The following is a 25,072-nucleotide window of genomic DNA, read 5'->3' as shown; positions in this document are numbered from 1 at the left end:
AGTTAGGATCTACAAACATGGGGCATCGCGAGGAGCTGCTGAAGGGCGCCAAGAAGGCGCTGCTGGAGAAGGGTTACGCCCGCACCACGGCCCGCGACATCGTGGCGCTGTCCGGCACCAATCTGGCCTCGATCGGCTATCACTACGGTTCTACGGACGCGCTGATGACCGCGGCGATGCTCAGCGCCATGGAGGAGTGGGGCGACACCCTGGGCCGCGCGCTGGGTGAGCCGGGCGAGCCGGAGGCTGATCCGATGCTCGACTTCTGGCGCCGGGTGATCCGGTCGATCCAGACCGACCGGGGCCTCTGGCTGGCCAGCGTCGAGGTCGCCCTGCAGGCCGAGCACAACCCCCAGCTGCGCGAACAGCTCGCCGGCGGGGTCCGGGCGGGCCGTTCCGGCATGGCCGCGATGCTCAGCGGCATCCCGGAGGATCAGCTCGACGACGCGACCGTGCGCTCGCTCGGCTCGGTGCAGATGGCACTGATGTCCGGCGTGCTCACCCAGTGGCTGACCGACCCGGAGAACGCGCCGAGGGCCGAGGACATCGTCGCCGGGATCCGGGCGCTCAGTGCCCTGACGCGGGCCACGCCTCCGCCAGCATGACCCGGGTCTCGGCGAGCAGCTGCGGCAGCACCTTGGTCTGACCGATCACCGGCATGAAGTTGCCGTCGCCGCTCCACCGCGGCACCACGTGCTGGTGCAGGTGCTCGGCGATCCCGGCACCGGCCACCGCCCCCTGGTTCATCCCCAGGTTGAAGCCGTGCGGCCGGCTCACCGCCCGGATCACCCGCATCGCCGTCCGGGTGAACACGGCCGTCTCGACCGTCTCGTCCTCGGTCAGGTCGGTGTAGTCGGCGACGTGCCGGTACGGGCAGATCATCACGTGACCGGGGTTGTACGGATACAGGTTCAGCACCGCGAAGACCAGCTCACCCCGGGCCACCACCAGGGTCTCGTCCTCGGGCAGATCCGGCGCCAGGCACAGCGGGCAACCGCCCGGGGCCCGCTCGCCGGTGATGTACGGCATCCGGTGCGGGGTCCAGAGCCGCTCCAACCCGTCCATCCTCGGCATCCTATGCGGTGGCAGCCCCGAGATCATGTACGTGATAGCGGCCCGACCCGGCCCGCTTGGCCACGTACATCGCCGCGTCGGCGTCGCGCAGCACGTCGTCGGCGCCCTGACCGGGGCCGGACAGCGCGATCCCGATGCTGGCCGGCGTGCACAGCACGTGCCCGTCGACCACCATCTGCTCGTTGAGGGCCTGGACCACGCGCTCGGCGATGACCCGCGCCCCGGCCGGCTCGTTCAGGTCCTCGGCCAGGATGACGAACTCGTCGCCGCCGAGCCGGGCCACCGTGTCCTCGGTGCGCACGCAGGTCCGCAGCCGGTCGGCGACGATCCGCAGGACGGCGTCGCCGACGTCGTGGCCGTACGTGTCGTTCACCGGCTTGAACCCGTTCAGGTCGAGCAGCAGCACGCCGACCCGCCGGTCGGTGCGCCGGGCCCGGGCCAGCGAACCGGTCAGCCGGTCCCAGAGCAGCGCCCGGTTCCCCAGCCCGGTGAGCATGTCGTGCATGGCCCGCCGGGTCAGTTCGGCGGTCAGCGCCACGCTGTCCAGCGCCAGCGACACCTGGGTGCGCAGGGTCCGCAGCGCGGTCACCACGTCCTCGGGCAGGGTGTGCTCGGCCCCGACGACCAGCAGGCCGAAGAACCGCGACCCGTTGAGCAGCGGCAGCAGCATGACCGGCCGGTTGCCCAGGGCGTCCATGCCGCTGAGCCCGAGCGCGGCCAGCGTGCTCCCGGCGATCACCTCGCCGCCGGCCAGCCGGACCAGCAGCGACGCCGGGACCGCCTCGCCGGGCAGGCGGAACCCGGCCACCGTCTCGGCGCCGGACCCGGCCGCCTGCAGCACACTCCAGTTGTCCGGGTCCTCGGGGGTCACGCTGACGATCACGGTCCGGGCCCCCGGGTACCCCTCGACCAGGGCCGCCGCGGCGGTCGCGGCCAGCCGCTGCACCTCGGCGGCGTCGGTGGTGGTGAGCAGGCCGGTGCCGAGCTCGTTGAGGATGTGCTCGCGGGCCATGGCCTGGCGCAGCGCGCCGAGGCTGGCGTCCACCCGGACGAGCAGGCGGCTGTTGTCCCGCAGCGCGATCACCTGCCGGGTCACGACCAGGCCGGTGAGCAGGATCGACCCGGCCACGACGGGCCAGGACCGGGCGGTGAGCCCGTGCAGCAGGGCGCCCAGCAGCAGCGCGCAGGCGGCGCCGACGGCGAGGTAGGGCACCAGGCTGGACGGCCGCTGCTCGGTCACCGCCTCCTCGGCCGGGTCCTCCCCGGCGGCCGCCCGCAGCTGGGTCCGGCCGGCCGCGATGATCAGGGCGGCGAACACCAGCCAGACGGCCTGGGTCCAGTGCTGTTCGTCCCCGGCCAGGACCCGCTGGCCGATCGAGACGAGCATGCTGCAGAACGCGGCCAGGCCGGAGAGGACCAGCGTGCGCCGGCTCACCTCGACCGGGCCGCCGAGCACCAGCCGGGCGATCGCGAAGAGCACGACCAGCAGGCCACCCGTCTTGATCATCACGATCGCCGGGACGAACCCGCCGTGACCCATCAGGTGCGGGTAGATCAGGAAGTACCAGATGAAGAGCATGCCGGCGACCTGCACGACCGCCATGTCCAGCACCAGCCGGGCGTTGCTGGCCGACCAGCGGGCCCGGATCGGCACGGCCAGCAGGCCGGCCAGCACGAGCAGCATCACCGTCACGTCGCCGACCCACACCGCCGGGCTGGGCGACGGGTAGACCCGATCCCCGCTGATCAGCATGTAGGCCAGCGCCCAGCCGGTCGCCGCCGTCATCACGGTCCAGGCCAGCGCGGTGATCGTCGAGTAGCGGCGGGCGCCGCGGAGCCGGGAGCGCCGGGCCGCCCGCCAGCAGAGCACGGCGGCCACCGCGGAGAGGACCGGTGCGAGCAGACGGAAGGCGATGATCACGACAGGACCGCCTGGTGGGCGTGGTAGCGGCCGCCGCCCTGACGCTTGGCCACGTACATCGCGGCGTCGGCCTCGCGCAGCACGTCGTCCGGCCCGTTGCCGGGGGCCGACAGCGCGATCCCGACGCTGGCCGCGGTCCGCAGTAGGTGCCCGTCCACGGTCACCGGCTCGTTCAGCGCCTCGATGATCCGTTCGGCGACCACCACCACGTCGCCCGGCTCCCGCAGGTCCTCGGCGACCACCACGAACTCGTCGCCGCCGAGGCGGACCACGGTGTCCTCGGTGCGCACGCACGTGCGCAGCCGGTCGGCCACGACCCGCAGCAGTGTGTCGCCGGCGTCGTGCCCGTACGTGTCGTTCACCGTCTTGAACCCGTTCAGGTCGAGCAGCAGCACCCCGACCGGCCGCGCGGTCCGCCGCGCCCGGGCGATCGCCCCGGTCAGCCGGTCCCGCAGCAGCGCCCGGTTGCCCAGGCCGGTGAGCATGTCGTACATCGCCCGGCGGGTCAGCTCGGCCGTCAGGGCCACGCTCTCCATGGCCAGCGACACCTGGATGCGCAGCGCGAGCAGCGTCTTGACCACGTCCTCGGGCAGCGGCTCGTCGGTGCCGACGGTGAGCAGGCCGAAGAATCGTTCGCCGTTGACCAGCGGCAGCACCATCAACGGCCGGCCGTCGAAACCTTCCAGCCCGGTCAAGCCGAGCGCGGTCCAGCCGTCGTCGTTGATCAGCACCTCGCCGCCGGCGAGCCGGGTGATCAGTGACGCCGGCACGTGGATCCCGGGCACCTCGACCCCCTGGAGGGCCTCGCTGTCGTGGCCGGAGACGTGCACCACGGTCCAGACGTCGCGGTCGCCCGGTCCGGCGACGACGATCGAGGTGCGGGCGTTCGGGCAGCCGGCCACGATCGCGGCGGCCGCGTCGGCGGCCAGCCGGTGCACCTGCGCCGCCTCGGTGCTGCCGAGCATTGCCGTGCCCAGTTCGCTGAGCACGTGTTCGCGGGCCATCGCGCCGCGCAGCGCCGACATGCTCTCGTCGAGCCGGGCGACGAGCAGTTCGTGCCGCCGCCAGCCGGCCCAGGCCAGGCCGGCCACGAGGACGGTGAGCAGCGACACCAGCACCGGCAGGTCCCGGGCGGCCACGATGGGCAGCACGACACAGGCGACGGCCAGGGCGTACCCGGTCAGCGCCGGTCTCGGCGTCCGGAACCGCATGACCACTCCGCTCCCGCCGCCGCACCGAGCAGAGGCATGTCCGCCGTTACGTCGGTCGGCGGGAGCCGGAGTTGAGGTCAGGCCGCGCTGGGCCCGGTGTTAACTCGGGAGCGAACCACCTCGACGACGTGGGCGACGGCCTCGTCGATGGTCACGCCGTTGCGCTGCGAGCCGTCCCGGTAGCGGAACGACACGGTGCCGCCGTTGACGTCGTCGTCGCCGGCGATCGCCATGAACGGGATCTTCTGCTGCTGGGCGGTGCGGATCTTCTTCTGCATCCGGTCGGTCGAGTAGTCCACCTCGGCGCGGATGCCGGCCTTCTTCAGCTTGTCGACGAACTCGGCCAGGTAGTCGGCGTGGTCGTCGCGGATCGGGATGCCGACCACCTGCACCGGCGCCAGCCAGGCCGGGAACGCGCCCGCGTAGTGCTCGACGAGCACGCCGAAGAACCGCTCGATCGACCCGAACTTGGCCGAGTGGATCATCACCGGCTCCTGCCGGGTGCCGTCGGCCGCCTGGTACTCCAGACCGAAGCGGGCGGGCTGGTTGAAGTCGTACTGAATGGTCGACATCTGCCAGGTCCGGCCGATCGCGTCCTTGCACTGCACGCTGATCTTCGGGCCGTAGAAGGCGGCGCCACCCGGGTCGAGCACGAGCTCCAGCCCGGACTCCTCGGCCACGTCGGCCAGGACCTTGGTCGCCTTCTCCCACTGCTCGTCCGTACCGATGAACTTGTCGCTCTTCGGGTCCCGGGTCGACAGCTCCAGGTAGTAGTCGTCCAGGCCGAAGTCGTCGAGCAGGGAGCGGACGAAGTTCAGCAGGTGCTTGATCTCGCCCGGGGCCTGCTCGGCGGTGACGTAGGAGTGCGAGTCGTCCTGGGTCAGGCCGCGCACCCGGGTCAGGCCGTGCACCACGCCGGACTTCTCGTAGCGGTAGACCGTGCCGAACTCGAACAGCCGCATCGGCAGCTCACGATAGGACCGCCCGCGCGACCTGAAGATCAGGTTGTGCATCGGGCAGTTCATCGCCTTGAGGTAGTAGTTCGCCCCCTCCAGCTCCATCGGGGGGAACATGGTGTCCTTGTAGTAGGGCAGGTGTCCCGAGGTGTGGAACAGCCCTTCCTTGGTGATGTGCGGGCTTCCCACGTACTGGAAACCCTCCTGGATGTGGCGGGCGCGGACGTAGTCCTCCATCTCGCGCTTGATCACCCCACCCTTCGGGTGGAAGACCACCAGACCCGACCCGATTTCATCGGGGAACGAGAAGAGATCCAGCTCGGTGCCCAGCTTGCGGTGGTCCCGGCGTTCGGCTTCGGCCAACCGATTGAGGTACGACTTGAGCTCGTCCCGCGACGGCCACGCCGTACCGTAGATCCGCTGGAGCTGGGGGTTCTTCTCCGACCCGCGCCAGTAGGCGGCGGCCGAACGCATCAGCTTGAACGCCGGGATGAGCCGGGTCGACGGCAGGTGCGGGCCGCGGCACAGGTCGCCCCAGACGCGCTCGCCGTCCTTGTCCAGGTTGTCGTAGTGGGTCAGCTCGCCGGCACCGACGGCCGCGGCCTCCTCGTCCACGTCGCCCTTGATGTCGACCAGTTCGAGCTTGAACGGCTCGTCCTTCAGCTCGGCCTTGGCCTCGTCGAGCGACGAGTATTCCCGGCGGCGGAAGGTCTGGCCGGCCTTGACGATCTCCTGCATGCGCTTCTCGAGCTTGCCCAGGTCGTCCGGCTGGAACGGCTTCTCGACGTCGAAGTCGTAGTAGAAACCGTCCCGGATGGGCGGGCCGATGCCGAGCTTGGCCTCCGGGAACACGTCCTGCACGGCCTGCGCGAGCACGTGCGCGGTCGAGTGCCGCAGCACGTCGAGACCGTCCGGCTCGTCGAGGTGGACCGGGGTGACCTCGGTGTCGGCGGCCGGCGCCCAGTTCAGGTCGCGCAGCCGGCCGTCGGCCTCCCGGACGACGACGATCGCCCGCGGACCGTTCGCCGGGAGCCCGGCCGCGGCCACCGCGTCGGCCGCCGTAGTCCCGGCCGGGACGACTAGTGGGTCGGCCACAGCGGGTGTACGGGGTGCAGACACGGTGATCTCCATTCGGAAAGTGACTTGGTGTCCTGATGTTATCCGCCTGCGGATTACTCTCCGCTCGCGGCGGCCAGCCACGCCGGGAGCGGCTCACGGTTGGCCAGCCACGCGTTCGGGACGCCTTCGATTCCGGTGTACGCGGCCACGACGCCCCCGGCGATCGCGGCCGTGGTGTCCACGTCCCCACCGGCCACCACGCACGCCGCCACCGCGGCCGGATAGTCGTCGAGGTAGCGATCGGCCACCCAGAGCGCGAACGGCACGGTGTCCTGCGCGGTCGCCTGCCCGCCGTTGCCCAGCCGGGCCGCGGCCTCCTCGACACCCCGGATCGGCACGGCCTCGGTCAGCCCGTCGCGGACCACGCTGGGCGCGGTGTGCGCGGCCGCGGCCCGCAGCAGCTGCCCCGGGTCGGGCCGGTGCCCGTTGAGCCGGGAGGCGGCGGCGAACGCGGCGGCCACCGCGACCGCCACCCCACCGGCGATGCCCTCCGGGTGCGCGTGGGTCACCTCGGCGGCGCGGACGCCCTGGGCCGCCGCGTGCGCCAGGGAGTCGGCGTGCCACGCGCCGAGCGGGGCGGCCCGCATCGCCGCGCCGTTGCCGCACGACCCCTGGCCGTTGAACGCCGCGGCCGCCGCGATCGGCCACGGCAGGCCCTCACGGATCTGCCGGAGCATCACGACCGCCCCCGGCCCGTACCCCCGATAGGGTTCGAAAACACTGCCCAGGCGCTCGGCGAACGCATCGCGGTCGAAGTCCCCCTCGTCGAGGGTGGCGACCAGGCAGCAGGCTTGCTCGGTGTCGTCGGTCCAGTCCCAGGGCGGGTCGGGGACACAGGCGTCGAGGAGGTCGGCGGGCTTGTTGCCGGGCACGAAGTACTGGGCGCCGAGCGCGTCGCCGACGCTGAGGCCGGCCAGGCTGTCCAGGGCCAGCGCGAGTCTCGTACCGGGGAAAAGAGTGAATGACATCGGTAACTCGGATCGTATTCCATCACTGAGGGTCATCAAAGCATCTCACTCCATGACCCTTTAGGTTCTGCCCGCCGGAGCCAGTACGGTCTTCGCATGGCCACGGTGTTGCTCGTCGAGGACGACCATGTCGTGCGCGGCGCCATGCTCCGTTCGCTAGCCGACCGGGGGCACGCCGTGCACGCCGTCGGCACCGCCCTGGAGGCGCTCCGGCGGGTCGCCGCGGAGACGCCCGACCTCGTCGTTCTCGACCTCGGGCTGCCCGATCTGGACGGTTCGGACGCGCTGCGCATGCTGCGCGGGATCACCGACGTGCCGATCATCATCGCCACCGCCCGCGACGACGAGCAGACCGTCGTGCGGCTGCTCCGGGCCGGCGCCGACGACTACATGGTGAAGCCGTTCACCGGCGCCCACCTGGACGCGCGAATAGCCACCGTGCTGCGCCGGGTCGGCCGGGCCAGCCGCGCCGCCCAGCCCGCCGTCCACGAGGTCGGCGAGCTGCGGGTCGACGTGGGCGAGCGCAGTGCCAGCCTGGGCGATCAGCCGCTGGCGCTGACGCGCAAGGAGTTCGACCTGTTGGCGTACCTCGCCGCCCGCCCGGGCCGGGTGGTTTCCCGTCGTGAGCTGTTGGAGGAGGTATGGCGGCAGCCCTCGGTCGGCGAGGACCAGACCATCGACGTGCATTTGTACTGGCTGCGCCGGAAACTGGGCGAGTCCGCGGCGAAGCCCCGTTACCTGCGCACCGTGCGGGGGGTCGGATTCCGGTTGGTGGCGCCGGACTGAGGTTGCGGCTGGCCTACACGACCGCCGCCACCACCGCCGTCGCCGCCCTGGTGTTCCTGGTGCCGCTGGGCTGGGGCCTGCGCTCGGACCACCGCGAGGAGGCTCTGTCGGCCGCCGCGCGGGAGACCGCCACGGTGGCCGGCGCGCTCGTCGCCGGCGCCGGTGACAAGGGCGTCGCGGCCGCGAAGGCCTCGGTCGGCAACCCCGTCGTGCACACTCCCGGTCTCGCGCCCAGCGACGGCGGCCGGGTCACCGCGGCCGAGATCGACAAGGCCGCGACCGCCGGGAAGGCGACCCTGGTGGACGTCGCCGGCGGCATCGCCCGGCTGGAGCCGGTCAGCGCGAACGGCAAGGCCTGGGTCGTCGAGGCGTTCGTGCCGGACGGCGAGCTCGGCGCCAACACCGCCCGCGACTGGTGGCTGCTGCTCGGGCTGGCGATAGTGCTGGTCGGCGGTTCGGTGATCGTGGTCGACCGGCTGGCCCGGGGCGCCGTGGACTCGGCCAACAACCTGGTCGAGGCCGCTCTCGCGGTCGGCGACGGGGACCTCGGCGTGCGCATACACCCGTCGGGCCCGCGCGAGCTGGCCGAGGCCGGGTACGCGTTCAACCGGATGGCCGACCGCCTGATCACGTCCCGCACCGACGAGCGGGAACTGGTCGCCGACCTGTCGCACCGGCTGCGCACCCCGCTGACCGCGCTGCGGCTGGACGCCGAGGCGCTCGACCCGGACGACACCCAGATCATCGACCTGACCGCCGAGGAGGTCGACCGGCGGCGTGGCATCCGGCGCATCCGGCAGGCCATCGCCTCCCTCGACGACGAGGTCAACTCCCTGATCAACACCACCCGCCAGGCGGTCGCGGCGCAGGTCGCGTCCACCCCGGAGGAGGGTCTGTGCGACGCCAGCGAGGTGGTCCGGGAACGCATGACGTTCTGGTCCGCGCTCGCCGAGGACCAGGACCGGCAGTACCGGGTGATCGGCGCTCACCTGCGCATCCCGGTGCCGGTTCCGCGGGCCGAGCTGGCCGCCGCGCTCGACGCGGTGCTCGGCAACGTGTTCCGCTACACCCCGCAGGGCACCGCGTTCGAGGTGGCGCTCTCGCGCCGCGACGGCTGGGTGGCGCTGCGGGTGGACGACGCCGGCTCGGGCATCCCGGACCCGGAGAAGGCACTACGCCGCGGCCAGAGCCAGCAGGGCTCGACCGGTCTCGGCCTGGACATCGCCCGGCGGATGACCCAGTCCACCGGCGGCTCGGTCAGTCTCGACCGGGCCACCCTCGGCGGCGCCAGCGTGGTCATGCTGATCGCCGACGCCGAGGCGACCCCCAAGACGCCCAGCCGCTTCGGCCTGGTCGGCCGGGGTGGCCGCCGTTGGCAGAGGTCGAACTGATGCGCAAGCCCACTCCCCCGTACGGAACAGAAGTTGCTTAGATCTGTTTTAAGAGTGTTCCCCTGGCTCGCCCGGACTGGCAGTGTTCGCTCCGATCCCATCCGGCTCCCCGGCTCGCTCACAGCACGTCCCCATCGCCGCGGCCGGCGGAGCCCCGGCGCGGTGGGAGGCGGGCACCCCATGGCCCCCTCCCACCGCGCGCCGGCACGACGAGCGCCGGCCGCTCGACAAGGAGACGCTTTGTCCGCGCATCGCCGGTCAGCGTTCCGCGGGTCGCCCATCGGGCGGCGCCGTGCCGGCGGCGAACAGGACAAGTCGACACGCTCCGTGACCAGTCGATTTCTTCCGGTTGCGCTGGGGCTGGCCCTGCTCGGGGTCGGCGGCGTGGTCGGGCCCAGCGTGATCGGCGGGTCCTCGAAGGACGACGACACCAGGTACCAGCTGACCGCGCTGCCCAAGGACGCGCCGGACCAGGGCCTGGTCTACGAGGGTCTGAAGCCGGCCGCCTCCAACGCGCTCTGTTCCGGCTCCTACCTGCTCTTCGACGAGACGTGCACGCACGGCCCGGACCGGGCGCCCACCGGCCTGAGCGTCCGCAAGGACGTCGCCCCGGTCACCGCCGCCACCCAGCTGCCCAGCACGGTTCGCACGATGCAGCCGGTGGTCGTCCCGACCGACGCCGAGATCGCCCGGGACCTGGGCGGCAGCGCGCTCACCCCGGACGCGCCGGCCCTGATCGCCGACCCGGCCCCGGGCAACGCCGACTTCGTGCTCGGCCCGGCCGGCGTGGCCTGCGCCGACGACGGGCAGAGCGGCAAGCGGGTCCAGCTGCTCTACCTGTACGCGGCCGGCACCGCCACCCGCTACAACAAGTACGTCAACTCGTTCCGCACCTGGGCCGCCGGCGTCGACACGATCTTCGACGCGTCCGCCGGCGAGACCGGCGGATCGCGGCACGTGCGCTACGTGACCACTCCCGAGTGCACGGTCGCGGTCTCCGAGGTGGAGCTGCCGGCCGGCTCGCTCGACTCGCTCGCGGCGACCGTCAAAGCGCTCGGCGACCTCGGCTACAACCGCGCCGACCGCAAGTACCTGATGTTCTCCGACGCCAACGTCTACTGCGGCATCGGCACCTACGTCGACGACAACCGCCCCGGCCGCACGAACCGCAACAACGGCGGCCCGGCCTACGCCCGGGTCGACTCCGGCTGCTGGAGCTCGGCGATGGCCGCGCACGAACTCACCCACATCCTCGGCGCGGTGCTCAACGGCTCCCCCAACAGCACCGGCACCGGCGGCTGCACGGACGGCTACGACCTGCTCTGCGGGCCGGACCGCTCCGGCAAGTCGGTCAAGCAGACCTGCCCGAAGGCCCACGAGGTGCGGCTGGACTGCGGTCACGACGACTACTTCAACACCAACCCGGCGCCGGGCAGCTACCTGGACACCCACTGGAACGTCGCGCTCAGCGACTTCCTGCTGCGCAGCGACGGCGGCGACGACATCCCCGACGTTCCCGGCGCGGTCCCGGCCGCCCCGGGCGCCGGCCCGAGCGCGTCCGCCCCCACCGGGCCGGCCCAGACGCCGCCGTCCAGCGGCCCGCCCAACCCGTCACCGAGCGTCGGCGCGGCCGAGGCGGACGGCCCGAGCCCGGCCCCCAGCGTCTCCACCGCCCCGCTGCCGGGCGCCGGCGTCGGCCCGTCCAGCGGGCTCGACGCCGAACAGGCCGCGTTCCACGCCGAGACCGGCACCGGCTCCTCCGGCGACCAGGACGGCGGCGCACCGTCCACCGGCGACGGGCAGGCCGCCCTGGAGATCCGCGACGCGACGAGCATGTCGGCCCGGCTGACCTGGAGCGCGGCCTCCGACACCGCGGTCTACCAGGTGTCGGTCGGCGGCAAGCCGGTCGCCACGACCAAGGCGACCCGGGCCCGGCTGATCGGGCTCAAACCCGATTCGACGTACGAGGTGGGGATCACCAGCAAGACCGGCGGTTACCGGGTCAAGGGCACCGTGCGGACCGCCCCGGCCGCCCGCCCGGTGCAGAACTCGTGGTTCGTCCTGACCAACTCGCTCACCGGCGGCGCCGCCGACCTGTACGCGGCCCGCGCGGCCGACGGCACCCCGGCGACGCTGAGCACCGCCGACGGCGGCAACCAGCAGCAGTGGCAGCTGGCGCCGGCGGCCGACGGGGACAACACGTACACGTTGATCTCCCGGGCCAGCGGTAAGTGCCTGATGCCGCTGGGCGGGACCCCGGTGGCCGGCGCGCCGCTGGTGCAGGGCGACTGCGCCGCCGCGGGCACCCGGTGGCGGCTGCAGGCGTCCGCGTTCGGCTTCACGCTGCGCAGTGAGGACGGCGACCTGGCCGTCGGCGTCGGCGGGCAGCGCTTCGGCTGGCACCGCGTCCTGGCCCTGGAGCCGGACCTGGGTCAGCGTCACCAGAGCTGGACCGCCGTGCCCAGCTGACCACCCCGTCCCGGACCTCGACCCCTCCAGCCCCCGACCCCTCAACCCGGATCTCCCGGCTCGGATCCCTCACCCGGATCCGGTCGGCGAGAACCGGCGGAACGACAGGAGAGAAGCGATGCGCGACGTGCTGAGCCACCTGGAGACCGACGAGGAGGAGCCGCCGGCGCGCTTCAACCGGCGCCGGCTGATCCGCTGGGCGGCCATCCTCACCGTCGGCACCCTGGTCATGCTCTTCTTCTGGCAGGACCCGCTCTACCCGTAACCGGCCGCCGCCGGCGCTCAGCGCTACCTCAGACACACCCGGCACGACCAACTGGCCGGCCGCGCGGGGTGTGTCGGGTGTGCCTGAGGTCAGGCGGTGTAGGTGTCGATCTCGGCGAGCAGGGCGGACTTGCCGGGGGCGGAGAGGAAGCTGTGGCGGACGGCGTCACGGGCCAGTTCCGCGACCCCGGCCGCGTCCAGGTTCAGGAGGTCGGCGGCGACCGCGTACTCCTGCTCCAGGCTCGTCCCGAACATCGGCGGGTCGTCGGAGTTGATGCTCAGCGGCACCCCGGCCGCGACCAGCTTCCCGATCGGGTGTTCGGCCAGGTCGGCCACGGCCCGGGTGCGCAGGTTGGAGGTCGGGCACACTTCGAGCGGGATCTGGTGCTCGGCCAGGTAGGCCATCAGCTGCTCGTCCTGCGCGGCGGCGATCCCGTGTCCGATCCGCTCGGCTCCCAGGGAGCGGATCGCGTCCCAGATCGTCTCCGGCCCGGTGGTCTCCCCGGCGTGCGGCACGCTGTGCAGCCCGGCCGCGCGGGCCTGGTCGAACCACGGCTTGAACTGCGGCCGCGGCACCCCGATCTCCGGCCCGCCGAGTCCGAAACTGATCAGCCCGTCGGGCCGTTCCTCCAGTGCGATCCGGAGCGTCTCCTCGGCCGCCGGCAGCCCCGCCTCGCCGGGGATGTCGAAGCACCAGGCCAGGTCCACCCCGAAGTCGCGGCGGGCCCCGGTGCGCGCGTCCTCGATGGCCTCGCAGAACGCCGGCGCCGGGATGCCACGGCGGACGCTGGAGTACGGCGTGACGGTCAGCTCCGCGTACCGCACCCGCTGCCGGCTCAGCTCCCGCCCGATCTCGTAGGTGAGCAGCCGCACGTCCTCGGCGTCCCGGATCAGGTCGACCACGCTCAGGTAGATCTCGATGAAGTGCGCGAAGTCGCGGAACTCGAAGTACTTGGCGAGCAGGTCCGGGTCGGCCGGCACCGGCGAGCTGCCCTCGTGCCGGGCGGCCAGCTCGGCCACGATCCGCGGGGAGGCCGACCCCACGTGGTGCACATGCAGTTCGGCCTTGGGCAGGCCGGCGATGAACGAGGTCAGGTCGCTCAAGAACATCTCCTCAGATAGAAGCCACCACGAAGATACGGCGGAACGGGAACGCCACGCGGCGGTGTCCGGCCGGGTACGCCCCGGCGAGGCGTCCGCCCAGCTCAGCCCGGAACTTCGCCCAGCCCGGCTCGTCCAGCGCGGCCCGCACCGGCCGCAGCGCGGTGCCCTCCATCCAGCGCAGCACCGGGTGGTCCGGCCCGTCCGCCGGCAGCAGATGCAGATAGGTCGTCTCCCAGGCGTCCACGTCGGCACCGGCCAGCAGCGCGGCGTAGTCGGCCGGGTCGTCCACCGGGGACTCGCGCAGCACGTGACCGACGCCGAACTCCCCGGCCACCTCGCGCAGCAGCCGGTGCGAGGGGGCGTCGAAGTTCCCCGGGACCTGCATGGCCAGCCAGGCGCCGGCGGGCAGCGCGGCCACCCACCGTACGAGCATGTCCTGATGCCCGGGCACCCACTGCAACGCCGCGTTGGTGACGATCACGTCGGTGTCCGGATCCGGGTGCCAGCCGGCGATGTCACCGACCCGGAAGTCCCCGTCGCCGGCCTTGGCGATCATCTCGGGCGAGGAGTCGATGCCGGTCACCCGGGCCTGCGGCCAGCGTTCGGCCAGGGTGCGGGTGAGTTCGCCGGAGCCGCAGCCCAGGTCGGTCACGGCCCGCGGTGCGGTGGCGCCGATCCGGGCGGTGAGGTCGAAGAACGGACGGGAGCGCTCGTTGCCGAAACGCCGGTACACGGTCGGGTCCCACATGACACCCTCCAAGGCTGCAAACCGTACGTACGTTTTGCGAAAACGATATCAGCTTGGCGGTAGGGTCTCCACGTGGAAAAACGAAGCTTTCGACGGATGGGCCGCGACGCGTCGGTGATCGGCCTCGGTGCGTGGCAGCTCGGCGCCGACTGGGGCGAGGTCAGCGAGGCCGACGCGCACGCCACCCTCCAGGCCGCGGTCGACGCCGGGGTCACCTTCATCGACACCGCCGACGTCTACGGCGACGGCCGCAGCGAGCAGATCGTCGGCTCGTTCGTGAAGGACAAGCCCGCCCTCACGGTCGCCACCAAGATGGGCCGCCGCCTCCCGCAGGAGCCGGAGAACTACTCGATCGACAACTTCCGCGCCTGGACCGACCGCTCCCGCACCAACCTCGGGGTCGACACCCTCGATCTGGTCCAGCTGCACTGCCCGCCCACGCCGGTGTTCCACAGCGACGAGGTCTTCGACTCCCTCGACACCCTCGTTCAGGAAAAACGCATTGCGGCGTACGGCGTGAGCGTCGAGAAGGTCGACGAGGCGCTCGCCGCCATCGCCCGCCCAGGCGTCGCCAGTGTCCAGATCATCCTGAACGCGTTCCGGCTCAAGCCGCTGGAGCGGGTGCTGCCGGCCGCCGCCGAGGCCGGGGTCGGCATCATCGCGCGGGTTCCGCTCGCCAGCGGTCTGCTCTCCGGGCGCTATGACGAGAACACCACGTTCTCCGCTGACGACCACCGCAACTACAACCGTCACGGCGAGTCGTTCGACGTCGGTGAAACGTTCTCCGGAGTCGACTTCTCTACCGGATTGGAAGCAGTTCGCCGGCTGCGGCCACTCGTTCCGGATGGCGCGACGATGGCGCAATTCGCACTACGCTGGATCGTCGAACAGCCGGCCGTCACCGTCGTGATCCCGGGTGCGCGTAATCCCGAGCAAGCGCGCGCAAACGCGCACGCGGCCGATCTGGCACCGCTTTCGCCGGAAACTCTGGAAAAGATCGCCGCGGTCTACGATGAGCTGATTCGCCCCCAGGTGCACGACAAATGGTGAACAATGAAACCGACGCACCGGCCGACCCCACCCGGTTGCGTGGCTGGCTGACCATGTCACTCGGTCTGCTCGGCATCGTGCTGGGCGCGGTGTGGACCCTGCAGGGCCTGAACGTGTTCGAGAACGAGCTGATGAGCAATCAGCCGGTCTGGGCCGCGGTCGGCGGCGGGGTGGCCGGGGTCGGCCTGGCGCTGATCGTGATCGGGATGCGCCGTCGCACCAGCGGCAAGCCGGCGGTCTGACCAGCAAGAACGCAACAAAAGCGACGACCCGGTCGCGCTCGGACGACCGCCTCTGGGTAGGCGGGCGCCGCACGTAACCGGGCCGTCAATAAATTGTCGAAAATGCGGTTCGAACAATGGGCCGTACAAAAGAGGCCCCGCAACCTCGGCGAGGGTGCGGGGCCACGGTCAGGCCGGCCTCCGCCAGGCGGCCGGCATGCCGGCCTCGCGACCGGCGGATTGGTCTCAGAGCGGGCGAACCTGCTCCGCCTGCGGGCCCTTCTGGCCCTGGGCGATCTCGAACTCCACCCGCTGGTTCTCCTCCAGAGTGCGGTAGCCGCTCGTCTGGATGGCCGAGAAGTGGACGAACACGTCAGCACCCCCGCCGTCGACGGTGATGAAGCCGAAGCCCTTGTCTGCGTTGAACCACTTCACGGTTCCTTGCGCCATGCTGAACTCTCCTTCTGAAAATGCCGGCCCACCCTACGCGGCAGCGGAGCGCGGGGCCGATGACCGTTTTCGAGCAGCGGCGCCGCGAGGCGGCCCTTTCAGAGGACGTCCCCTCCGTTCGGCTTTGCGACACCTGTGGCCCTCCCGGGATCGGGCCGGTGTCGCGCCGCCTGGCGGAAGCAGCGAACCACGTACGCAAAAACTGGCCACACTGTACCCGAAAAACAGCCCGCAAAGCTGCCCCTCGTAAGAATCCAATAAAGCGTGGCAGATATGGAAAAGGCTCCCCACTTCATGCTTACGAAGTGGGGAGCCGTCAAGACTCCTGTCTATACCGGTGATGATCTAGTCAGGCCAGCGACCGGTCACACGTTTGGTGCCGATCGCGCCGCCGCGATGGACGGCCGCCTTCACCACCGCGAAGATCGCACCCTGCAGGGCCGCCGCGGCGAGCACCTCACCCCAGCCGCGATCCTCGTCGCCGGCGTCGGGTGCGTCGTCCTCCCCGGCGGCCAGCTTCCACACCTGCTTGAAGAGCATGCCGGCGACCGCACCGGCGGCGATGCCGAGCGCCACGTTGACCGGTTTCAACGCGACCTTCTCCAGAATCCGCGCCATCAGCGCCGCCCCCGCACGATCAGGATCACGCCGACCACCGCGGCCAGACCGGCCGCGATCAGCACCACCGGCAACTGGTTGTTCCGCACCCGCACACCCACCTCGTGCGCGGCGTCCCCGGACACGGCGGCCGACTGGCCGGCCACGTCCCTGACACTCGCGCCGGCGTGCCCGGCCGCGTCCTTCACACTCGCCCCGGCGTGACCGGCCGCGTCCCGCAGCCGCCCGGTGGCGACCGAGGCCTGCTCCAGCAGCCGCTGCCGGGTCTGCGCGACCTGCTCCCGGGCCCGCGCCTTCACGTCCGCCTTGGCGGCCAGCGCCTGCACCGTCTCCCCCAGATCAGCCCGGGTCTGCTTGATCTCGGCGCGCAACGCCACCAGATCCGGCTTCCCGTTCGTCGTTCCGTTGCTCTCGCTCATGCCCGGCCTCGCTCCTTGACCGCCTGCTTGACCTCGTCGACATCGGCCTTCAAGCCCTCGATCGCGGCCTTCGGCTCGGGCGGGACAGCGCGGCGGATCTGCGATCGGCCGATCAGCGCCAGCACACCCGCCACCAGGAAGATCGCCACGGTGATGACCAGGCTGGCCAGCCAGAGCGGCCAGACCAGGCTCAACGCGATGATCGCGGTCGCGATCGAGGCACCGACACCGTACATCGCGAGCACGCCGGCGCCGCTGAACAGACCGACCCCGATACCCGCGTGTTTGCCCTTCTCCGCCAGTTCCGCCTTGGCCAGCGTCAGCTCGTCCCGAACCAGCTTGCTCAGCTGTTCACTGGCGCGCTGAACCAGTTCCGCGGTGGATTGATCGGACAACGGCCGGGCCTTGCCGTTGAGCACATCGGCCATCGTGTCCCCCTTTCGCTGTGTCCGGTGTATGCCCTGATCACCTGTCACTCAATCCTTCCGGACGCGTCACCGCCCGGTCGGGACCGGGTCGCCGGGCGACGGCACGTGTCCGTCCACGCCGCCGAACGCCGCGCCCCGGGCTTCACCGTCGTCGCCGCCGCTGAACACCCGCGCGTCCGGGGACGCGTCCCTACGAGACTGCCGCACCGGCGCCACCCCGTCGTCCGACTCGTCGAGCTGGGTGCGCATCCGGGGCAGCGCGCCACGCTGATTCGCCCACATCCAGCCGACCAGGCGCTCCCGGACCAGGCAACGCAGATCCCACAACGCGCCCGCGTCGGCCGCGCTGACCAGGGCCCGCAGCCTTATCATCCCGCCGGTCGCCTCGGTCACCTGCAGCACGCAGACCCGCTGGTCCCACAACTCCGAACCCTCGCAGACCCGGCGCAGCTCGGCCCGCAACGGCTCGATCGGCGTCGACCAGTCCACATCCACCTCGGCCGTGCCGAGCACCGCCGACGTGTTGCGGGTCCAGTTCTGGAACGGCTTGGTGGTGAAGTACGACGTGGGCAGGATCAGTCGCCGGTCATCCCAGATCTGCACGGCGATGTAGGTCAGGGTGATCTCCTCGATCCGGCCCCACTCGCTCTCCACCACGACCACGTCGTCCACCCGGATCGCGTCGCTGAACGCGAGCTGGATCCCGGCGAACACATTGCCGAGCGTGCTCTGCGCGGCCAGCGCGGCGATCACCGACACCAGACCGGCCGAGGCGAGCACGCTGGCGCCGAGCGCCCGGATCCCCGGGAACGTCATCAACATGACCCCGGCCGTGAGGATCACGATCGTCGCCACGGTGACCCGCCGCAGCATCACCACCTGAGTCTTGATCCGGCGGCGGCGCAGATTGTCCGGCACGTCGGTGCTCCACCGGGCCAGAGCCATGTCCTCGCACACCAGCAGCAGCGCGGCCACCAGCCAGGCGAACGCGGCAATACAACCCAGGACGAGCGCGTGCACGACACCGGCGCGGCCCGGGAACTCCCCGCCATAGACGCGGATCGCCTGCTGGACCGCGATCAGAGTCAGGGTCACCAGAAACGGTTTGTGCATGGTCTTCGCCAGATCGGCGGCGAGAACGGATCGGCGACCCACCCGCATCATCACCCAGTGCGACGCCTCGACGATCACGATGGCCGCACCGGCGGCCACTGTCACACCGAGCACGGCAGTCAGAACGCTGGACACGTACTTTCCTCTCCACGATCGGATGCTGTGCCAGCGCACCAACTTGCCCGATCCGGCCACCGGCACACACCCCAAAGGCGGATGTCGGATACAGCTCACACCAGCGCGGCCCCGAAGTCAGTCAGATCTCACCGATCCTCGTGACATCGGGGCCGCCATGGCCGTACGCGCAAATCGTCTTTTGAATCTAGATCTTGCGATAGCGGGACTGGGCGAAGCAGTAGACGCCGAACGCGGCGATGCCGACCGCGATCAAAGCCAGCAGCCAGACACCCCACGGATGCCCGGCGAGAGTCTTCAGAGCGGCATCGAGGCCGCGCGCCTTGTCCGCGTCATAGGTCACCGCGGCGGTGACGAACAGAATGCCGGAAATCGTGTACGCGACACCCTTGGCCATGTAGCCGGCCATGCCCAGCCGGACGATCGGCTTGCGGGTGCGCAGCGGCATCTCCTGCGTGTTCAAGTGCTTGGTGAACTTCTTCAACAGGCCGTAGACGAAAATCCCGACACCCACACCGAGCACCACCACACCGGCCAGACCGACAAGCCAGCGGCCGCCGGTCGAATGCATCAGACCGGCCGACTTGCTCTCCGAATTGTCGCCCATCGACGCGTTCGCGCCCTGGACCACCTTGATCGCGACCCAGCCCAGATAGACGTAGAGAATCGCGCGGATGCCGGACATGACCCGCTCGGCGATCGCACCCTTCGTCTGCTCGCCGCTCTCCCCGACGATCGCCTCGAAAAGCTGCCAGATCGCCATCGCGAACAAGCCCACCACGATGATGACCAGCAGGGTCTTGCCGTAAGGCTTACCGGCCAACTCCTGCAAGGCACCGGACTGATCGCTCTCCTTGCCCGAGCCGCCGAAGGCGACCTGCAGCGCGATCCAGGCGAAAAGCAGATGGATGATGCCGTAACCGACGAAGCCGCCCCGGGCCAAATACTCCAGAGGCTTGCTGTCCGCCGCGCGGGACGCGTGGTATTTGACGTTCGAGGCAGTCGAGGACATGCCCCCAATGTGACCGGACGCGGCGATCGTCAAACTCCGGACGTCAACGTGACACCTGCACCTGGATCGCGCTCGGCGTCACACTCTCCAACGACAACTGCAGACCGGCCACCTCCACCGCCTGCTGGCCCTTGGTCAACGTGACATTCTGCCCCGCCACCTGAAGCGTGACCGAACTGTCGTCGGCACTGACGAACTCGGCCTCGACACCGAGAACCTCGACACTGGCATTCGTCTCCCGCTGAATCGTCACCGTGCACTGATCGACCCCGCAGTTGACACCGTCACTGCTGCAACCCGACAGCAGCGCCGCACCGAGCACCAGAGAAACAAAAAATCTTGAGATCAACACCCGTTTCACGGTACGGGGCGAGAGCCACCCTAAGCTGTGGATCGATCCCTGAGGAGGGCCCGTGAGCGACCACCAGGTCCACGACAACGTTGCGGCGCACCGGTTCGAGCTGGCGGTGGAAGGGGAAGTGGGAGCGCTGGCCACCTATCGGATGCGGGGCGAAGATGTGGTCGTCGTGCTGCACACCGAGACACATCCGGACATGCGGGGGAAAGGGCTGGCCGGAGAGTTGGCCCGGCAGACGCTGGAGCAGTTGCGGGAGCGGGGGCAGAAGATTGTGCCGGCTTGTCCGTTCTTCGCCCACTACATCAGCGAACACCCGGAGTATGCCGACTTAGTAGCCCACTAACCCCAACTCGACGGCCCCCACCCGCCCTGGGGGGCGACCCAAGGACATTGTCCCGCGGATTCCCAAGATCATGCCGGGGCCTGTGGACAACCCGCCAGTGTGGATAACCGGCGGGCGGGCGTTGAGATGTGCTACCGCGGCCGCGGCCCAGCCATGAGGACCAGCTGAGCGCGGCCGGCTGGCGTTCAGGGTCGGATCCGGCCCCCGATACAGCACTCAGCACCAGCTGGACGCGTGCAGCTGGCGCTCACGGTCGCATACGGCCCCGAACACAGCACTCAGCGCCAGCTGGACGCGTGCAGCTGGCGCTCACGGTCGCATACGGCCCCGAACACAGCACTCAGCGCCAGCTGGACGCGTGCAGCTGGCGCTCACGGTCGCATACGGCCCCGAACACAGCACTCAGCGCCAGCTGGACGCGTGCAGCTGGCGCTCACGGTCGCATACGGCCCCGGATACAGCACTCAGCACCAGCTGGAGGCATGCGGCTGGCGCTGAGTGCTGTATCCGGAGACTGGGTGCGGCGTTCGGCGCCGGAGCAGCCGGACAGGCGAACCCGCGGCTGGCGGGTCCGGCGAGTTCGCGACCGACGGGTCCGGCGGGTGCTGCGGGTACACGCCTGGCGGGTGCGGCGAGCGCGCGGCTGACGGGTGCGGCGGGGTGCGCGGCTGACGGGGTGCGGCGGGGTGCGCGGCTTGTCGTCTGGTGGGTGCGGCAGGTGGGCGGGCGGGGTGGGTCAGGCGGGTACTGGCTGGGGGATGTTGGCGCCGGCGATGAGTTCGGCGGCGGCCTGGCCGCAGGCGCGGGTGGCGCCGAACGTGGCGATGTGGACGCCGCCGAGGATCTTCTCCGGGATGCCCATCTCGACGACGATCGCGTCGGGGCGGGCTTCCAGGACGCCGGCCAGGGTGTCGGCGATCCAGCGGTGCCGGTGCACGTCGCGGACGACCAGGACCAGCGGGCGGCCGGCGGCACCGGCCAGGACGAGGCTTGCCGGGTCGGCCAGGTTGGACAGGTCGTCGGCGGTGAGGCGGATCGCGGTGGTGCCGGGCAGCAGGGAGGCGAGCGGCGCACCGATTCCCCACGGGGTTTCCTCACCGATGGCGATGTTGCGCGGCGGGGCGAATTCGACGACGTGCGGGACACCGGCGATCGGCAGTTCCGGGCCGTTCTCGGCGCGGGTGACGCGGACGGCCCGCCGGGCGGCGGTGAAGCCGATCTCCGACGCGGGTTGCGGTCCGCGGATCACTCCGGCTTCTTTTTGCGTACGGGTGGTCCACGCCCCGAGCGCACGCACGCGCGCGACGGCGTCGCGCAGCCGGGCTTCGGGCAGTTCGCCGGAGAGGACGGCGGCGACGATGGCGTCGCGGAGCCGGAGCGCGGTTTCCTCGTCGGCGTGGTCGCCGCCGACGCAGATCGCGTCGACGCCGGCGGCGAGTGCGCGGACGGTGGCGCCGGCGAGTCCGTAGCGGCGGCGTACACCCTGCATCTCGATGCCGTCGGTGACGATCAGGCCGTCGAAGCCGAGTTCTTCGCGGAGCAGTCCGGTGAGGATGCGCCGGCTGAGGGTGGCCGGGAGTTCGTCGTCGTAGGCGGGGACGAGCAGGTGGCCGGTCATCACGACTTTGGCGCCGGCGGCGATGGCCGAGCGGAACGGGACCAGTTCGTTGGCGGCCAGTTCGTCGGCGGTGCGGTCGATCAGCGGTACGTCGTGGTGGGAGTCGACCGCGGTGTCGCCGTGGCCGGGGAAGTGTTTGGCGCAGGCGGCGACGCCGAACGTCTGGAGGCCGCGCACGAACGCGGCGGTGTGTCGCGCCACGAGGAGCGGTTCGGCGCCGAATGCCCGTACGCCGATGACGGGGTTGTCGGGGTTGTTGTTGACGTCGGCGTCGGGGGCGTAGTCGAGGGTGATGCCGGCCGCGGCCAGTTCGCAGCCGAGGTCGCGGGCGACGGCTTCGGTCAGCAGCGGGTCGTCGATGGCGCCGAGGGCCAGGTTGCCGGGGCGGGAGCTGCCGAGCCGGGACTCGAAGCGGGTGACGTCGCCGGCTTCTTCGTCGATGGCCACGATCACGTCGGGGCGTTCGGCCCGCAGTTGGGCGGTGAGCGCGGCGACCTGGGCCGGTGTTTCGACGTTGCGGGCGAAGAGCGCGACTCCGCCGAGGCCTTCGGCCAGGCGCCGGAGGATCCAGTCGGGCGCGGTGGTTCCGACGAATCCCGGTTGGAGAACCGTGCTGGCAAGTTCCGGCAGATCGCCGTGCTTCGTCATGGCCCCCGTACCCCCAAATGCATATACGAACGTCTATGTGAACGTTCTCTCCCCGTTCGGGGACCAATGGTCACACCACTCACCGTCATTAGTCAACAAACCTTTCTATTAGCTGTGGCCGATACCCGATAGAGTGGCGGCGTGCCGCCCACCCCCCTCGCGGAAGCCACCGTCGACTGGTCCGAGGTCCACGCCGTCAAGCTGCTCGGCGTCGCGCTCGGCCTTCTCTTCCTGCTCTGGGCGATCCGCCGCATGTTCGGCGGGAAATAGGGGTATCCAGGCGCCCCGATGAGACTCCCGATCTACGGCCCCCGCCTGCGCAAGGTGGCCCGCACCCACTTCGGATGGCCGTCCCTGCGCCCCGGCCAGTTCAAACCGATGCGCGCCGTGCTGCGCCGCAAGGACGCGCTCGTCGTGCTTCCGACCGGCGCCGGCAAGTCCGCCATCTATCAGATCCCGGCCGTGCTGCTCCCCGGCCCGACCGTGGTCGTCTCCCCCCTCCTCGCCCTCCAACAGGACCAGATCGCCGCGCTCAACGAGCGCGACGACCCGAAGATCCGTGCGGTCCGGGTCAGCTCGGCCGAGACCCCGCGCGAGCAGCAGGAGGCGATCGCCGAGCTGCGCGCGGGCAAGGCCGAGTTCCTGTTCATCACCCCCGAGCAGCTGGCCAACCCGGAACGGCTGGCCGAGGTCAAGGCGCTCAAGCCGGGCCTGGTCGCGATCGACGAGGCGCACTGCATCTCGGCCTGGGGCCCGGACTTCCGGCCGGACTTCCTGGCCCTCGGCGACATGATCAATCAGCTGGGCCGCCCGCCGGTGCTGGCCCTGACCGCGACCGCCTCGCCGCCGGTCCGCGAGGACATCATCAACCGGCTCCAGCTGCGCGACCCCGAGATCCACGTGTCCGGGCTGGACCGCAAGAACCTGTTCCTCGAGGTGACCTACTGCCCGGACGAGGCGTACCGGTGGCGACGGCTGACCACGATGCTCGACGAGGGGCAGCGGCCGGGCATCGTCTACGTCGCGACCCGGCGCGCGGCCGAGGAACTGGCCTCCAAACTGACCGACGCCGGATATCCGGCCGAGTACTACCACGGCGGGATGGCCGGCGGCCTGCGCGAGCAGCGGCACGAGGACTTCATCGCCGACAAGGTCGACATCATGGTGGCCACGTCGGCGTTCGGCATGGGCATCGACAAGGCGAACATCCGCTGGGTCGCCCACATGGCGCTGCCCGACTCGCCGGACAGCTACTTCCAGGAGATCGGCCGCGCCGGGCGGGACGGCGCACCCGGCCGCGTGCTGCTGCTGTGGCGGGCCGAGGACGAGGCGATCCAGCGCTTCTTCAACGGCGGCGGGCCGGACGAGGACGAACTGCGGGAACTCGCCGGGGCGCTGCACAAGGGACCGACCACCAAGACCGCGCTGCAGAAGGAGACGGGCGTCGGGCCCCGCCGGATCGGGCAGTACCTGGCGCTGCTCGAACAGGCCGGAGCCGTCCGTACGGGAAAAGGCAGTAAGTTGGTCGTCCCGGCCGGCGCACCGCTCCCGGCGGCCGCCGCCCAGGCCGCCGTCGCCGAGTTCGAACGGCAGCAGGCCGTGATCAAGTCGCGCACCGACATGATGCGCGGCTTCGCCGAGAGCCGGCAGTGCCGCACGGAGACGCTGCTCGCGTACTTCGGCGAGGAGATCCGGCGGATGTGCGGGCACTGCGACAACTGCGCCGACGGGAGCGCGGAAGAGGTCAACGCGGTCGAGGAGGAAGGCCCGTTCGCCGTCCACAGCAAGGTTGTCCACGGGGAGTGGGGAACCGGGATGGTGATGGGCTACGAGGAGGAGAAGATGACCGTGCTCTTCGACACGGTCGGTTACAAGACTCTCTCCGTCCCCGTGGTGGTCCAGCAGCAGTTGCTGACCATCGAGAAGCCGACGCCGGCGAAGCGGGCCGGCTGGGCGAGGAACGGCCGGAAGCCGATCACTCCGGAGTGATCGCCGCCTCGCGGAAACGGGCGGCGGCGCCACCGGAGATGGGCCGGCCGTGGCCGAAGACGGCGTGGTCGAAGTCGTGTTCGGCCAGGCGGGTCAGGCTCTCGGCGGCCCGCTCCGGGTCGGCGATCGTGCGCGGGTCGAGCCCGGCCAGGCTGCCGTCCTTGCCGGTGGCGGCGGCGTCCCCGGTGAACAACACACCGCCGGCCCGGTCGAGCAGGAACGACAGGTGGCCGCGGGTGTGCCCCGGCGTGTGCACGACCGTGAACCCGGGGATCGGCTCGGCCCCGTCCCCGGCCAGCTGGTCGATCTTGGTCGGTTCGACCTTGGCCAGCCGGCGGAAGAGGAACTTGCGCAGGCGGCCCTCCGGTTCGGCCGCCTCGAAGTGACCGGTCAGGTACGGCGCCTCGGCGGCGTGCGCGATCAGCCGGGCGCCGGTGCGTTCACGCAGGGCGGCCGCGCTGCCGGCGTGGTCCGGGTGGTGGTGGCTGAGCAGGATCGCCCGCAACCGGCCGAGGGGGCGCAGCGAACGCTCGATGACCGCGGCCTGGCCGGGCAGGCCGGTGTCGACCAGGACCACGCCGTCGTCGGTGACGACCAGATGGACGTTTACCACTCCGAGGCGGAGCTCGAAGACTCCGTCGACCACTTCCTGCACGCGG

The 25,072-nt window shown here is 70.9% G+C and carries 26 protein-coding genes; 10 read left to right on the top strand and 16 right to left on the bottom strand.

Annotated elements, in window-relative coordinates; translation table 11 throughout:
- Nucleotides 1-17 precede the first annotated feature (17 nt).
- Nucleotides 18-605, top strand: a complete 588-nt coding sequence (locus ACSHV8_RS50845; RefSeq protein WP_436527772.1) for a TetR/AcrR family transcriptional regulator — start codon at nt 18-20, stop codon at nt 603-605.
- On the opposite strand, the gene ACSHV8_RS50840 is transcribed toward ACSHV8_RS50845, so the two are convergent.
- The 5 genes from ACSHV8_RS50840 to ACSHV8_RS50820 form a co-directional block, all read right to left on the bottom strand.
- Nucleotides 568-1,065 carry an HIT family protein gene (locus ACSHV8_RS50840; RefSeq protein WP_436527770.1) on the bottom strand — a complete coding sequence of 166 codons (498 nt, stop codon included), beginning with the start codon at nt 1,063-1,065 and terminating at the stop codon, nt 568-570. The two genes, ACSHV8_RS50845 and ACSHV8_RS50840, sit on opposite strands and share 38 nt — an antisense overlap.
- A 10-nt stretch (nt 1,066-1,075) precedes the next feature.
- Complete coding sequence (locus ACSHV8_RS50835; RefSeq protein ID WP_436527768.1) at nt 1,076-2,995, bottom strand: diguanylate cyclase domain-containing protein; 1,920 nt, start codon at nt 2,993-2,995, stop codon at nt 1,076-1,078.
- On the bottom strand, nt 2,992-4,206 hold the full coding sequence (locus tag ACSHV8_RS50830; RefSeq protein ID WP_436527766.1) for a diguanylate cyclase domain-containing protein: 1,215 nt from the start codon (nt 4,204-4,206) through the stop codon (nt 2,992-2,994). Before ACSHV8_RS50830 ends, ACSHV8_RS50835 begins: the two co-directional genes overlap by 4 nt.
- Nucleotides 4,207-4,283: 77 nt before the next feature.
- Nucleotides 4,284-6,281 carry a threonine--tRNA ligase gene (gene thrS, locus ACSHV8_RS50825; RefSeq protein WP_436527764.1) on the bottom strand — a complete coding sequence of 666 codons (1,998 nt, stop codon included), beginning with the start codon at nt 6,279-6,281 and terminating at the stop codon, nt 4,284-4,286.
- Between the two features lie 53 nt (nt 6,282-6,334).
- Nucleotides 6,335-7,249 carry an ADP-ribosylglycohydrolase family protein gene (locus ACSHV8_RS50820; protein WP_436527762.1) on the bottom strand — a complete coding sequence of 305 codons (915 nt, stop codon included), beginning with the start codon at nt 7,247-7,249 and terminating at the stop codon, nt 6,335-6,337.
- 96 nt (nt 7,250-7,345) lie between these two features.
- Between ACSHV8_RS50820 and ACSHV8_RS50815 the strand changes: the two genes are divergently transcribed.
- From ACSHV8_RS50815 to ACSHV8_RS50800, 4 genes are all read left to right on the top strand, one after another.
- Nucleotides 7,346-8,035: a response regulator transcription factor gene (locus ACSHV8_RS50815; RefSeq protein ID WP_436527760.1), complete on the top strand. Its 690-nt coding sequence runs from the start codon at nt 7,346-7,348 to the stop codon at nt 8,033-8,035.
- Nucleotides 8,036-8,037: 2 nt separating this feature from the next.
- Nucleotides 8,038-9,426, top strand: coding sequence for an ATP-binding protein (locus ACSHV8_RS50810; protein ID WP_436527758.1), 1,389 nt, complete (start codon nt 8,038-8,040; stop codon nt 9,424-9,426).
- Between the two features lie 327 nt (nt 9,427-9,753).
- Nucleotides 9,754-11,895, top strand: coding sequence for an RICIN domain-containing protein (locus ACSHV8_RS50805; RefSeq protein WP_436527756.1), 2,142 nt, complete (start codon nt 9,754-9,756; stop codon nt 11,893-11,895).
- A gap of 118 nt (nt 11,896-12,013) precedes the next feature.
- Complete coding sequence (locus tag ACSHV8_RS50800) at nt 12,014-12,160, top strand: hypothetical protein (RefSeq protein WP_436527754.1); 147 nt, start codon at nt 12,014-12,016, stop codon at nt 12,158-12,160.
- An 89-nt stretch (nt 12,161-12,249) separates the two neighbouring features.
- On the opposite strand, the gene ACSHV8_RS50795 is transcribed toward ACSHV8_RS50800, so the two are convergent.
- Both ACSHV8_RS50795 and ACSHV8_RS50790 read right to left on the bottom strand, forming a co-directional pair.
- A complete protein-coding gene (locus ACSHV8_RS50795) occupies nt 12,250-13,263 on the bottom strand; it encodes an adenosine deaminase (RefSeq protein WP_436527752.1) in 1,014 nt (337 codons plus the stop codon).
- A gap of 10 nt (nt 13,264-13,273) precedes the next feature.
- Nucleotides 13,274-14,011: a methyltransferase domain-containing protein gene (locus ACSHV8_RS50790; protein WP_436527750.1), complete on the bottom strand. Its 738-nt coding sequence runs from the start codon at nt 14,009-14,011 to the stop codon at nt 13,274-13,276.
- Nucleotides 14,012-14,083: 72 nt separating this feature from the next.
- On the opposite strand from ACSHV8_RS50790, the gene ACSHV8_RS50785 reads away from it, so the two are divergent.
- Both ACSHV8_RS50785 and ACSHV8_RS50780 read left to right on the top strand, forming a co-directional pair.
- A complete protein-coding gene (locus ACSHV8_RS50785) occupies nt 14,084-15,061 on the top strand; it encodes an aldo/keto reductase (RefSeq protein ID WP_436527748.1) in 978 nt (325 codons plus the stop codon).
- Nucleotides 15,055-15,303 carry a hypothetical protein gene (locus ACSHV8_RS50780; protein WP_436527747.1) on the top strand — a complete coding sequence of 83 codons (249 nt, stop codon included), beginning with the start codon at nt 15,055-15,057 and terminating at the stop codon, nt 15,301-15,303. The genes ACSHV8_RS50785 and ACSHV8_RS50780 overlap by 7 nt, the downstream gene beginning before the upstream one ends.
- Nucleotides 15,304-15,528: 225 nt before the next feature.
- On the opposite strand, the gene ACSHV8_RS50775 is transcribed toward ACSHV8_RS50780, so the two are convergent.
- The 7 genes from ACSHV8_RS50775 to ACSHV8_RS50745 form a co-directional block, all read right to left on the bottom strand.
- Nucleotides 15,529-15,732: a cold-shock protein gene (locus ACSHV8_RS50775; protein ID WP_011905669.1), complete on the bottom strand. Its 204-nt coding sequence runs from the start codon at nt 15,730-15,732 to the stop codon at nt 15,529-15,531.
- A gap of 345 nt (nt 15,733-16,077) precedes the next feature.
- A complete protein-coding gene (locus ACSHV8_RS50770) occupies nt 16,078-16,350 on the bottom strand; it encodes a DUF4235 domain-containing protein (RefSeq protein ID WP_436527743.1) in 273 nt (90 codons plus the stop codon).
- Nucleotides 16,350-16,769 (bottom strand): DUF3618 domain-containing protein, encoded by a 420-nt coding sequence (locus ACSHV8_RS50765; protein ID WP_436527741.1) that lies wholly within the window; start codon nt 16,767-16,769, stop codon nt 16,350-16,352. Before ACSHV8_RS50765 ends, ACSHV8_RS50770 begins: the two co-directional genes overlap by 1 nt.
- Nucleotides 16,766-17,197: a phage holin family protein gene (locus ACSHV8_RS50760; RefSeq protein ID WP_436527739.1), complete on the bottom strand. Its 432-nt coding sequence runs from the start codon at nt 17,195-17,197 to the stop codon at nt 16,766-16,768. The genes ACSHV8_RS50765 and ACSHV8_RS50760 overlap by 4 nt, the downstream gene beginning before the upstream one ends.
- A 66-nt stretch (nt 17,198-17,263) precedes the next feature.
- Entirely contained in the window at nt 17,264-18,445 is a 1,182-nt protein-coding gene (locus ACSHV8_RS50755) for a mechanosensitive ion channel family protein (protein WP_436527737.1), read from the bottom strand.
- 187 nt (nt 18,446-18,632) lie between these two features.
- A complete protein-coding gene (locus ACSHV8_RS50750; RefSeq protein WP_436537352.1) occupies nt 18,633-19,457 on the bottom strand; it encodes a DUF1206 domain-containing protein in 825 nt (274 codons plus the stop codon).
- Between the two features lie 43 nt (nt 19,458-19,500).
- Nucleotides 19,501-19,809 carry a hypothetical protein gene (locus ACSHV8_RS50745; RefSeq protein WP_436527735.1) on the bottom strand — a complete coding sequence of 103 codons (309 nt, stop codon included), beginning with the start codon at nt 19,807-19,809 and terminating at the stop codon, nt 19,501-19,503.
- 61 nt (nt 19,810-19,870) lie between these two features.
- Here ACSHV8_RS50745 and ACSHV8_RS50740 point away from each other — a divergent pair, with 61 nt between their 5' ends.
- Entirely contained in the window at nt 19,871-20,158 is a 288-nt protein-coding gene (locus tag ACSHV8_RS50740; protein ID WP_436527733.1) for a GNAT family N-acetyltransferase, read from the top strand.
- A 736-nt stretch (nt 20,159-20,894) separates the two neighbouring features.
- Here ACSHV8_RS50740 and ACSHV8_RS50735 read toward each other — a convergent pair.
- Nucleotides 20,895-22,424, bottom strand: coding sequence for a glycoside hydrolase family 3 protein (locus ACSHV8_RS50735; RefSeq protein ID WP_436527732.1), 1,530 nt, complete (start codon nt 22,422-22,424; stop codon nt 20,895-20,897).
- A gap of 141 nt (nt 22,425-22,565) precedes the next feature.
- On the opposite strand from ACSHV8_RS50735, the gene ACSHV8_RS50730 reads away from it, so the two are divergent.
- Together ACSHV8_RS50730 and ACSHV8_RS50725 are read left to right on the top strand one after the other, a co-directional pair.
- Nucleotides 22,566-22,694 carry a hypothetical protein gene (locus tag ACSHV8_RS50730; RefSeq protein WP_436527730.1) on the top strand — a complete coding sequence of 43 codons (129 nt, stop codon included), beginning with the start codon at nt 22,566-22,568 and terminating at the stop codon, nt 22,692-22,694.
- An 18-nt stretch (nt 22,695-22,712) separates the two neighbouring features.
- A complete protein-coding gene (locus ACSHV8_RS50725) occupies nt 22,713-24,413 on the top strand; it encodes a RecQ family ATP-dependent DNA helicase (RefSeq protein ID WP_436527728.1) in 1,701 nt (566 codons plus the stop codon).
- On the opposite strand, the gene ACSHV8_RS50720 is transcribed toward ACSHV8_RS50725, so the two are convergent.
- Nucleotides 24,400-25,068: an MBL fold metallo-hydrolase gene (locus ACSHV8_RS50720; protein WP_436527727.1), complete on the bottom strand. Its 669-nt coding sequence runs from the start codon at nt 25,066-25,068 to the stop codon at nt 24,400-24,402. The genes ACSHV8_RS50725 and ACSHV8_RS50720 overlap by 14 nt on opposite strands.
- Nucleotides 25,069-25,072: the final 4 nt, after the last annotated feature.

It is taken from the genome of Actinoplanes sp. HUAS TT8, assembly GCF_051380535.1.
Classification (GTDB): domain Bacteria; phylum Actinomycetota; class Actinomycetes; order Mycobacteriales; family Micromonosporaceae; genus Actinoplanes.
This window is presented reverse-complemented; position numbering and strand designations above follow the sequence as displayed.